Source organism: Brevibacillus sp. WF146, assembly GCF_001673705.2.
Classification (GTDB): domain Bacteria; phylum Bacillota; class Bacilli; order Brevibacillales; family Brevibacillaceae; genus Brevibacillus; species Brevibacillus thermoruber.
Genome location: NZ_CP109943.1, coordinates 4,239,794 through 4,250,000 on the forward strand (window position 1 = coordinate 4,239,794; position 10,207 = coordinate 4,250,000).

At 58.0% G+C, this 10,207-nt stretch carries 4 protein-coding genes, 15 tRNA genes, 1 rRNA gene and 1 riboswitch (1 of these 21 only partly in view); all 20 genes read right to left on the bottom strand.

Annotation, left to right across the window (positions count from 1 at the left end; genetic code table 11):
• Positions 1-62 precede the first annotated feature (62 nt).
• Positions 63-1,601, bottom strand: coding sequence for a glutamine-hydrolyzing GMP synthase (gene guaA, locus A6764_RS21005; RefSeq protein WP_029100878.1), 1,539 nt, complete (start codon positions 1,599-1,601; stop codon positions 63-65).
• A 173-nt stretch (positions 1,602-1,774) separates the two neighbouring features.
• Positions 1,775-1,876: riboswitch (purine riboswitch) on the bottom strand.
• A 20-nt stretch (positions 1,877-1,896) separates the two neighbouring features.
• Positions 1,897-4,122 (bottom strand): transglutaminase TgpA family protein, encoded by a 2,226-nt coding sequence (locus A6764_RS21010; RefSeq protein ID WP_065067648.1) that lies wholly within the window; start codon positions 4,120-4,122, stop codon positions 1,897-1,899.
• A 4-nt stretch (positions 4,123-4,126) separates the two neighbouring features.
• Positions 4,127-5,335 carry a DUF58 domain-containing protein gene (locus A6764_RS21015; RefSeq protein WP_029100880.1) on the bottom strand — a complete coding sequence of 403 codons (1,209 nt, stop codon included), beginning with the start codon at positions 5,333-5,335 and terminating at the stop codon, positions 4,127-4,129.
• Between the two features lie 14 nt (positions 5,336-5,349).
• A complete protein-coding gene (locus A6764_RS21020; protein WP_044897702.1) occupies positions 5,350-6,303 on the bottom strand; it encodes an AAA family ATPase in 954 nt (317 codons plus the stop codon).
• A gap of 229 nt (positions 6,304-6,532) precedes the next feature.
• Positions 6,533-6,609 (bottom strand) — tRNA-Arg (locus A6764_RS21025).
• A gap of 50 nt (positions 6,610-6,659) precedes the next feature.
• Positions 6,660-6,735, bottom strand: a tRNA-Gly gene (locus tag A6764_RS21030).
• A gap of 136 nt (positions 6,736-6,871) precedes the next feature.
• A tRNA-Leu gene (locus A6764_RS21035) sits at positions 6,872-6,954 on the bottom strand.
• Positions 6,955-7,029: 75 nt separating this feature from the next.
• A tRNA-Lys gene (locus tag A6764_RS21040) sits at positions 7,030-7,105 on the bottom strand.
• 7 nt (positions 7,106-7,112) lie between these two features.
• Positions 7,113-7,187, bottom strand: a tRNA-Gln gene (locus A6764_RS21045).
• Positions 7,188-7,192: 5 nt separating this feature from the next.
• A tRNA-Thr gene (locus tag A6764_RS21050) sits at positions 7,193-7,268 on the bottom strand.
• A 19-nt stretch (positions 7,269-7,287) separates the two neighbouring features.
• Positions 7,288-7,363, bottom strand: a tRNA-Phe gene (locus tag A6764_RS21055).
• Between the two features lie 43 nt (positions 7,364-7,406).
• Positions 7,407-7,483: transfer RNA gene (locus A6764_RS21060), tRNA-Asp, on the bottom strand.
• 5 nt (positions 7,484-7,488) lie between these two features.
• Positions 7,489-7,565: transfer RNA gene (locus A6764_RS21065), tRNA-Met, on the bottom strand.
• A gap of 21 nt (positions 7,566-7,586) precedes the next feature.
• Positions 7,587-7,662: transfer RNA gene (locus tag A6764_RS21070), tRNA-Val, on the bottom strand.
• A gap of 88 nt (positions 7,663-7,750) precedes the next feature.
• A tRNA-Glu gene (locus tag A6764_RS21075) sits at positions 7,751-7,827 on the bottom strand.
• 10 nt (positions 7,828-7,837) lie between these two features.
• A tRNA-Leu gene (locus tag A6764_RS21080) sits at positions 7,838-7,922 on the bottom strand.
• 9 nt (positions 7,923-7,931) lie between these two features.
• Positions 7,932-8,008: transfer RNA gene (locus tag A6764_RS21085), tRNA-Met, on the bottom strand.
• 26 nt (positions 8,009-8,034) lie between these two features.
• Positions 8,035-8,126, bottom strand: a tRNA-Ser gene (locus A6764_RS21090).
• Between the two features lie 5 nt (positions 8,127-8,131).
• A tRNA-Asn gene (locus tag A6764_RS21095) sits at positions 8,132-8,207 on the bottom strand.
• A gap of 57 nt (positions 8,208-8,264) precedes the next feature.
• Positions 8,265-10,207, bottom strand: a 23S ribosomal RNA gene (locus A6764_RS21100) (it continues 985 nt past the right edge of the window).

The following is a 10,207-nucleotide window of genomic DNA, read 5'->3' on the forward strand; positions in this document are numbered from 1 at the left end:
AAGAATGATCGATGTCAACGGAAAATACGAACATTAAAATTTTCTTATCGTTTAATATGCGGTTATTCCCACTCGATGGTAGCCGGCGGTTTGGAGGTGATGTCGTACACGACGCGGTTGACGTTCTCCACCTCGTTTACGATGCGGGTCGAAATTCTCTCCAGCACGTCCCACGGAATGCGCGCCCAGTCCGCCGTCATGCCGTCGATCGAGGTGACCGCGCGGATGCCCACCGTGTAGGAGTAGGTGCGGACGTCGCCCATGACGCCCACGCTCTTCATGTCGGGCAGCGCCGTAAAGTACTGCCAGATTTCCCGGTCCAGGCCGGCTTTGGCAATCTCTTCGCGCAGGATGGCGTCCGATTCCCGAACGATCTCCAGCTTTTCTTCCGTCACTTCACCCAGAACGCGAATGCCCAGGCCCGGTCCCGGGAACGGTTGGCGCCATACGATCTCGTCCGGCAGCCCCAGTTCGGTCCCCAGCTTGCGCACTTCGTCCTTGAACAGTGTTTTCAGCGGTTCAATGAGCTTGAACTTCATGTCTTCCGGCAGGCCGCCCACGTTGTGGTGGGACTTGATCGTGTGGGCCGTCGCCGTTCCGCTTTCGACGATGTCGGTATACAGCGTGCCCTGCGCCAGGAACTCCATGTCGGTCAGCTTGGACGCTTCTTCGTCAAAGACGTAAATGAACTCGTTGCCGATGATCTTCCGCTTCTGTTCCGGATCGGTCACGCCTTTCAGCTTGTCGAGGAAGCGGCGGCGTGCGTCGATTTTGATCACGCGCATGGAGAACTTCTCGGCGAACGTCTCCATGACGCTTTCCGCTTCTCCCTTGCGCAGCAGGCCGTGGTCCACGAACATGCAGGTCAGCTGGTCGCCGATCGCTTTGTGGATCAGCGCCGCCACGACGGAGGAGTCGACCCCGCCGCTCAGCGCGCACAGCACTTTCTTGTCGCCCACGGTTTCGCGGATGCGCTTGATCTCGTCCTCGATAAAGGTGGTCATGCTCCAGGTGCCTTCACAGCCGCAGATGTTAAACAGGAAGTTGGCAATAAACTCGTTTCCTTTTACCGTATGGCGCACTTCCGGGTGGAACTGCACGCCGTACAGCTTGCGCTCCGGATGGCTGATCGCCGCCACTGGGCAGCTCTCGCTGACCGCGTCCACGCGGAACCCTTCCGGCAGCTCCACCACTTTGTCGGAGTGGCTCATCCAGACGATTTCGGTTTCGTCCCACTTCTCATAGAGGCTGTGCGGCTGCTGCAGGCGAAGCTCCGCTTTGCCGTACTCGCGCTTCCCGGCGCGCTCCACCTTGCCGGCAAGCATGTGGCTCATCAACTGCATGCCGTAGCAGATGCCCAGAAGCGGCACGCCCAGATCAAAAATGGCCGGATCCACCTTGGGCGCCCCTTCTTCGTACACGCTGGCAGGACCGCCGGAGAAAATAATCCCCTTCGGCTGCATCTCCTTGATTTTTTCCACCGGCGTATTGTAGGGCAGCAGCTCGCTGTACACGCCCAGGTCGCGAACGCGCCGCGCGATCAACTGATTGTACTGCCCTCCAAAATCCAGAACGACGACCATTTCCATTGGCTTGTCCATGTATATCCTCCTTCTCCTGTTTACGCCAGGTTGTCACCGGAAGTTTCCACCCTGCCCTCGGATGTACGACCCGCTCAGGTCCGGCACCAAAAAAACCGGGACTGTCGCCTCCGGTTTACCGACGCGGAGGCAGAGTCCCAGTTTGTGTACACTTGTGCGGTTGCATGTACAAAAATCCGAAGTCCTCTCCTCGTAGTCGCTCGATTTACGGTCGAGCGGTAGAAACTTTCAGGCCCTATCCCTGAGATTATACGAGTCTCATTGAAGGTCATTCTAACAGACTGCGGGTGAATGATCAAGGTTTCAGTTGACGGGTAAGCCGTTCGATCACCTGTTCCGCCACTGCGCGGGCCTTCTCCTCGATTTCCTTGCAGCCGTACAGCATGCGCTCGTACAAGTTGGTCAGGTACCACAGGTCCTGCCGCTTGTCGCCGGAGATCGTCAGGCGGCCGACGTATTCGCGCAAGGTTTCTCCCTGGCCGCGACGGCTGTAGAGGTGCTCCATCAACCGCAGCAGCAGCTTGTAGCGATCCCCGTACCTGTCGTTCGGATAGTGGCTCATCTGGCGCTGCAGCCACCAGACCGCGAAGTGCCGCCTGCGCTTCCAGGCCACCGCCCCGGCCACAGCCAGCAGTCCCAGTCCAAACGCGTACACCTGCCACGGAATGTCGATCGACGGGCCAGACGTGCCGACCGATCCTTCCAGCTCGTCAAGCCGTCCGTTTTTCCGCTCCTCGGCCGCTGTTCCGCCGAGGTCGGGCAGCGGGAGCGGCGTTTGCTGCTCCGTCGTCTGCCGGTCGTATTTCACGCGGATCGGCGACAAAAACGTGCTGGTGGCCTCAAACGGGATCCAGCCGTGACCCGGGAAGTACACTTCCACCCACGAGTGGGCGTCCTTGTTGCGCACTTCCAGCAGTTCGTTCCCGTTGCCGTCGCTACCGATCCGATGACCGGGGGCAAAGCCTTTTACCCAGCGCGCGGGGATGCCGATCGTCCGCAGCATCACCGCCATCGAGGTGGAAAAGTGATCGCAGTACCCCCTGCGGGTCTCAAACAGGAACTGGTCGACGAAGTCTTGGCCCGGCGCGGGCACGGGCACGTCCTTGGTCTCGTATTTATATTCTCCGCTGGAGCGCAGGTAATTCTCGATGGCGCGCACCTTTTCGTACGGCGTTTTCGCGTCCTTGGTCACCTGTTGGGCCAGTTCGCGGATTCTCGGCGGCAGGTGGTCGGGAAGCTGCAGATAGCGCCGCTTGATCTCCTCGGGATAGTCGGTGCCCGCCTGGACCATCGCCTTTTCGCTGATGATCGGCACTTCCGCCACCAGTTGGTAATTGTCCAGCTTCAACAGCTGCGTATGGGGGCCCACCAGCGCTTCCCCTCCGGACTGCTTCAGCAGTCTGATCGTGCCGTTCCGCACTTCCACCTGCTGATGTTCCTTGTCGTACACCAGCGTCGCCCTCGACGGGGTGTAGTCCGTCAGTTGTTTCAACTGCCCCGGGTAAAAGACGGTCGGAAACTTCGGCCCCTGGAATTCCAGCGAAGCCTTCACCTCTTTCGTCTCCATCCTCGTAAACAGCGCGTGGGTCCACCGATACGCTTTCGGGTCCAGGATCGCTTCGAACTCCCGGTCCCCCTTCTGCCACCCGTTCCCCGTATAAACGTCTTTGGAATCGCCGCGCCAATAGGAGCGTTCATTGGTAATGGCCACGAACACCACGGTCTCGTCCAGCGTAAACGGACCGCCCAGGTGCTCGTCGTTGTTGTCGTACCCCACCTTTTTCATCACCCCGGCACCGAGACCGCTCCCCTCACCGGTGAGAAACGCGATCGGGTCCGGCCAGGCAGCCTCCTTTTTCGGCGCCGCGCAGGCGATGCCGACGGTGACCGCCACAATCAGCACCGGTGCCATCAAGGAGCTCCACAGCGTCCAGCGCCGACCGCCGGTAATGGGCGCCTTGTTGGCCATGGCGAACAGATGGGTGACGGCCAACAGCAAAAATCCGTACACCAGCGTGCGGATGATCCCCCCGTCCGCTTCATACGGCATGAACGTATCCAGCACAGCCAGGTACAGCTCGGTCAAAAAGACGAACCAGAGCCCCTGCCGCTGTTCCAGCACCAGATACGACAGCATCGAGATCAACACTGCAAGGAGCAGATCAAACAGCGCATTGCGCGAGATCGGCGACATGGACGTCCACTCCTGCTGAAACGCCAGCGGCAGGTCGTGCACAACCCGGACGCACAGCTCCCTCAGCCATTGGCCATCAAAAAACGGGGTGACAAAAAAACCGTCGTGCAAAATCACCAGGAGGCCCACAAGCTTAACCGGAAACGTCAGCCAGCGGTACGGCACCACCAGGTCGATCAGAAGAACGCCAGCCGCAATCGCGTAAAACGGCCACAGGGTGCCGGTGTCTGTCAGCTCCTGAAGCGGCAGCAGCCATTCCCGCAGCATGAGAAACAAGAGCAGCGCCGCGATCCACTCGAATCCTTTGGGACGCTTCCATACGCTCACGACGTCATGCACCTCCGATCCGCTTCCACTCTTCGAAATCGCTCATCGGCACCGACTTGCAGGTGACCCTGCCCGAAGCCAGCAGCCGCAGGGCCTGCTTCTCTTCGAGCGTCAACAGGGGATCGGCATGCACATACAGCAGATGGACGCGCCGGCCCCGCTGGGACAACTGCGTCAGAAGGGCGACCAGCGCCTTGTCGAGGCGGGCCGTGATCACCGTCAGGGTCACGCCCGGCGGCTGTTCCAGCGCTTCCCGGCTGAGGATGCGGACAAACGAGTCCGTCCCCTCCGGCATGACGCGGGCCAACTGGTCAAATACCCGGAAAAAGTGCGCCGGGGAACAGGCCGGAGGAATGGCCACCCGGTCCTTTTGCTTGTACACCAATCCGTAGTGATACTGGTTGCGGTTGGCGTACGCGGTCAGGCTGGCCGTCAGTTTGACCGCCGTTTCAAACAATTGAGGTGGCTTGTTCCGGTAGCGCTCTTTTTCCACGTCGAGAAAGAACACGACCTGGTTCATCGCCTGGTGCTCGAATTCCTTGGTCTTCAGCCCGGTTCCCCTGGCCGACGCCCGCCAATGAATCTGGCTCAGCCGATCCCCGCGCTGATAGTCCCGGACGCCCCGCACCGCCGCTACATCATCCGAATGGCGGTGCGAGACGTGAACCGTCCCGCTGAAGTTGCCGTCTCCCAACGACCAGTTCGTCAGCTCCCGGTAACGGGGATAGACCAAAAAGTCGTTGAAGAGGGGATACGTTCTTCGTCGCTCGATAAACCCGAAAAAGTCCCCGCCGCAGATGACGCACGCTTGCAGGTGATAGTAGCCGCGCGGCAGTCCCGGGATGACGTAGCGAAACTCCACGCTGCGCTTGAACCAGGGAAAGATGAGCTGACGGTGCGGCTCGAAAACGCCGGCCAGCCGGTCGGGCAGCGGTTCGATCACCATGTTCCAGCCCAGCGGGAACCAGATCCTCCGCTTCAGCCGGACCGTCACGATCACGTCCTCCCCTTCCCGCAAGCGAGTACGGTCGATTTCACGTTCAACCTCAAGGCCGGCGAACATGAGAAAATAGGCAAGCAGCTCGTACGCCAAGAAAACCAGGCTGCTGTAGAACAAAAACCAACTGGCAAAACCGCCCTGAAACTTGGCAAACGCATAAGTGGTCACGATCAACGCAATTGCCTTGATCTTCCCGGATGTCCATTCTTTCATACGCGTCACCGCCTCTAGCTGACCGGCACGCGGGTTTCCGACAGGATAGCGGACAGAATCCGGTCGATCGTCGCTCCTTCCAGACGCGCCTCCGGTTTGAGAATGATCCGGTGGGCAAAGGTCACAGGCACCAGTTCCTTCACGTCATCGGGAATGACATAATCCCGGCCGCGCACGAACGCCAGCGCCTGCACGGCTCGGAACAGCGCCAGCGCGCCCCGCGGGCTGACGCCGAGGTAGACCTGGTGATGATCGCGCGTCCGGTGGCACAGGCGAACGATATACTCCTTGACCGACTCCGACACCTTGACGGCGGCAGCCTGGCGCTGCAGGACGGCCAGATCGTCCGCAGTCATCACCGGCTCCAGGTGTTCCAACGGATTGGTTTCGGCAAAGCGGTTCAGCATGCGCATTTCTTCGTCCACCGTGGGATAGCCCAGGCGAAGCTGCAGGAGAAAACGGTCCAACTGCGCCTCCGGCAGCGGGAAGGTTCCTTCGTATTCCAGGGGGTTTTGCGTCGCCATGACAAAAAACGGCTCAGCCAACCGATACGTCACCCCGTCTACCGTTACCGAGCGCTCTTCCATCGCTTCCAGTAAGGCCGACTGGGTTTTGGGCGATGTCCGGTTAATCTCGTCGGCCAAAATCACATTGGCGAAGATGGGACCGGGACGGAACTCGAATTCCATGCTCTTTTGATTGAAGATCGCCACCCCCGTCACGTCCGTCGGCAGCAGATCGGGCGTAAACTGGATGCGCTTGAAGTCCCCCCCGATCGAGCGGGCCAACGCGCGGACCAGCATGGTCTTGCCGACACCCGGAACGTCTTCCAGCAAAACGTGGCCGTTTGCCAAGATGGCCGTCACGCATAATTCAATGATCGACCGCTTGCCGATCAGCACTTTTTCGATATTTCCAATCAACTTTTCCACAGCAGGATGAGGCTGCTCCAATTTGATTTGATTCATGGATGACACAACTCCTGTTCCCACGTTATCGTCCAGTTACGGCAATAGTGATGGCCTGCCGCTTGTCTTGATCATCCGGAGGCTTCCGTCGAGGAAACCTACTCCTAAGGTACTGGATCACTCTGGAAGATACAAGGAAAAATTCGTTAATAGTTGTAAAATTGAGAAACCGCCTATAGAAAAAAAGAGTAGGAAGATCTCCTACTCTGCGGTTCGATATGCAATGTTATGGCGTGCCCTGAGAGATTCGAACTCCCGACCTTTTGATTCGTAGTCAAACGCTCTATCCAGCTGAGCTAAGGGCACACAAGCAACTGTCTCTCCGACCGACACGCGTGGACAGAGAGCAGAAAAAATGGAGCGGACGACGGGTCTCGAACCCGCGACCTTCGCCTTGGCAAGGCGACGCTCTACCAATTGAGCTACGTCCGCATCGTTTCGTAATTATGATGAAAAGATCTGGTACAGCACAGCCAACGCAGGCGACTCTTCCAGAAGAAGATGCTGGTTCTTGCTGTATCACAGTGATAAAAGGCTTGCACTGTCCGCAAACCTTCCCGATCTGCTATGGTGCGGGTGAAGGGACTTGAACCCCCACGGTTGCCCGCCAGAACCTAAATCTGGTGCGTCTGCCAATTCCGCCACACCCGCATGCGTCATGGGGTCCCCGCAAAGCAAACGGAAGATGCGCGAGTACATTGCTCACTTGTGGGGTTGTAAAAAAACTGGTGAGCCATGAAGGACTCGAACCTTCGACCCTCTGATTAAAAGTCAGATGCTCTACCAACTGAGCTAATGGCTCATGAACATGGCTGGGGTACTAGGATTCGAACCTAGGAATGACGGAGTCAAAGTCCGTTGCCTTACCGCTTGGCGATACCCCAATACGTGGTGCCGGCGATAGGAATCGAACCCACAACCCCCTGATTACAAGTCAGGTGCTCTACCAATTGAGCTACACCGGCAAAATCCTATGAAACGAAATGGTGGTTCGGGACGGAATCGAACCGCCGACACGAGGATTTTCAGTCCTCTGCTCTACCGACTGAGCTACCGAACCGTAAGCGGTTCTCGGTGCGCCATTTTGATCCGAGGCAAGTAAATGGCGGAGCTGACGGGACTCGAACCCGCGACCTCCGGTGTGACAGACCGGCGTGAACTCCAGCTTCACCACAGCTCCATATTTGGTTGCGGGAGCAGGATTTGAACCTGCGACCTTCGGGTTATGAGCCCGACGAGCTACCGGACTGCTCCATCCCGCGACGATTATCATTCTGCAGTAATGGTGGAGGCTGACGGGATCGAACCGCCGACCCTCTGCTTGTAAGGCAGATGCTCTCCCAGCTGAGCTAAGCCTCCACGTCTCCCCGCAAAGCGAACCGGTTCTTCCCAACAAACTCCGATTCCTTTGCGGGCCCGGATCCCATGATCCAGGTACGTATTGCTATGGTGACCCGTAGGGGATTCGAACCCCTGTATGACAGCGTGAAAGGCTGCTGTGTTAAACCACTTCACCAACGGGCCATGTTTCTGATGGTGCGGTCGGCGAGACTCGAACTCGCACGGGTCACCCCGCCACCCCCTCAAGATGGTGTGTCTGCCAATTCCACCACGACCGCAACTTAGGATGGTAGCGGTGGAGGGGCTTGAACCCCCGACCTTTCGGGTATGAACCGAACGCTCTAGCCAGCTGAGCTACACCGCCACGCACTATGAATGTTGTAAGGAAGATGGCGGAGAGTGAGGGATTCGAACCCTCGCTACGCTATTCGCATACTAACGGTTTAGCAAACCGTCCCCTTCGGCCTCTTGGGTAACTCTCCGCATATGGCTCCTCGGGAGGGACTCGAACCCCCGACCGATCGGTTAACAGCCGATTGCTCTACCGACTGAGCTACCGAGGAACGTTGAAGACTTCGCGCCTTCAAAACCGGATACGCATGGTGGGCAAAGGATATGGAGTGGATAAGTCCTCGACCGATTAGTATTCGTCAGCTCCACGCGTTGCCGCGCTTCCACACCGAACCTATCAACCTCATCGTCTTTGAGGGGTCTTACCAGCTTGACGCTGTGGGAAGTCTCATCTTGGAGGGGGCTTCACGCTTAGATGCTTTCAGCGCTTATCCCGTCCGCACATAGCTACCCAGCTGTGCTCCTGGCGGAACAACTGGTGCACCAGCGGTGCGTCCATCCCGGTCCTCTCGTACTAAGGACAGCTCTCCTCAAACTTCCTGCGCCCGCGACAGATAGGGACCGAACTGTCTCACGACGTTCTGAACCCAGCTCGCGTACCGCTTTAATGGGCGAACAGCCCAACCCTTGGGACCTACTTCAGCCCCAGGATGCGATGAGCCGACATCGAGGTGCCAAACCTCCCCGTCGATGTGGACTCTTGGGGGAGATAAGCCTGTTATCCCCAGGGTAGCTTTTATCCGTTGAGCGATGGCCCTTCCATGCGGAACCACCGGATCACTAAGCCCGACTTTCGTCCCTGCTCGACTTGTAGGTCTCGCAGTCAAGCTCCCTTCTGCCTTTACACTCTACGAATGATTTCCGACCATTCTGAGGGAACCTTTGGGCGCCTCCGTTACCTTTTAGGAGGCGACCGCCCCAGTCAAACTGCCCACCTGACACTGTTCCCCGACCCGATCAGGGCCGCGGGTTAGAACTCCGATACGATCAGGGTGGTATCCCAACGGCGCCTCCACCGATGCTGGCGCACCGGCTTCTCAGGCTCCCACCTATTCTGTACAGATCGTACCAAAGTCCAATATCAGGCTACAGTAAAGCTCCATGGGGTCTTTCCGTCTTGTCGCGGGTAACCTGCATCTTCACAGGTATTATGATTTCACCGGGTCTCTTGCCGAGACAGCGCCCAAGTCGTTACGCCTTTCGTGCGGGTCGGAACTTACCCGACAAGGAATTTCGCTACCTTAGGACCGTTATAGTTACGGCCGCCGTTTACTGGGGCTTCGGTTCAAAGCTTCGCTTGCGCTAACTCATCCCCTTAACCTTCCAGCACCGGGCAGGCGTCAGCCCCTATACTTCGCCTTGCGGCTTCGCAGAGACCTGTGTTTTTGCTAAACAGTCGCTTGGGCCTTTTCACTGCGGCCCCCTCGGGCTGTTAACCCTACCGGGGCGCCCCTTCTCCCGAAGTTACGGGGCCATTTTGCCGAGTTCCTTAGCAAGAGTTCTCCCGCGCACCTTAGGATTCTCTCCTCGCCTACCTGTGTCGGTTTGCGGTACGGGCACCTCATTCCTCGCTAGACGCTTTTCTTGGCAGTGTGAAATCAGGGACTTCGGTACTTGCATTTCCCTCGCCATCACAGCTTGCCCTTGACGGTGTGCGGATTTGCCTACACACCAGGCTTGCTGCTTGGACGGCCATCCAGCAGGCCGCTCGCCCTATCCTCCTGCATCACGCCATTGCTCAAGCGGAATGGAGGTGGTACAGGAATATCAACCTGTTGTCCATCGCCTACGCCTTTCGGCCTCAGCTTAGGTCCCGACTAACCCTGGGAGGACGAGCCTTCCCCAGGAACCCTTAGGCTTTCGGTGGACAAGATTCTCACTTGTCTTTTCGCTACTTACACCGGCATTCTCACTTCCAAGCGCTCCACCGCTCCTTCCGGTACGGCTTCGCCGCTGCTTGGAACGCTCCCCTACCCAGTCCGTAGGACTGCCATAGCTTCGGTGGTACGTTTAGCCCCGTTACATTTTCCGCGCAGAGTCACTCGACCAGTGAGCTATTACGCACTCTTTAAATGGTGGCTGCTTCTAAGCCAACATCCTGGTTGTCTGGGCAACTCCACATCGTTTCCCACTTAACGTACACTTGGGGACCTTAGCTGATGGTCTGGGCTGTTTCCCTTTTGACGATGGATCTTAGCACTCATCGTCTGAC

Excerpts from the sequence above, each read along its gene's own strand:
- guaA (WP_029100878.1), bottom strand. The coding sequence starts at position 1,601 with ATGGACAAGCCAATGGAAATGGTCGTCGTTCTGGATTTTGGAGGGCAG.
- A6764_RS21015 (WP_029100880.1), bottom strand. The coding sequence starts at position 5,335 with ATGAAAGAATGGACATCCGGGAAGATCAAGGCAATTGCGTTGATCGTG.
- A6764_RS21020 (WP_044897702.1), bottom strand. The coding sequence starts at position 6,303 with ATGAATCAAATCAAATTGGAGCAGCCTCATCCTGCTGTGGAAAAGTTG.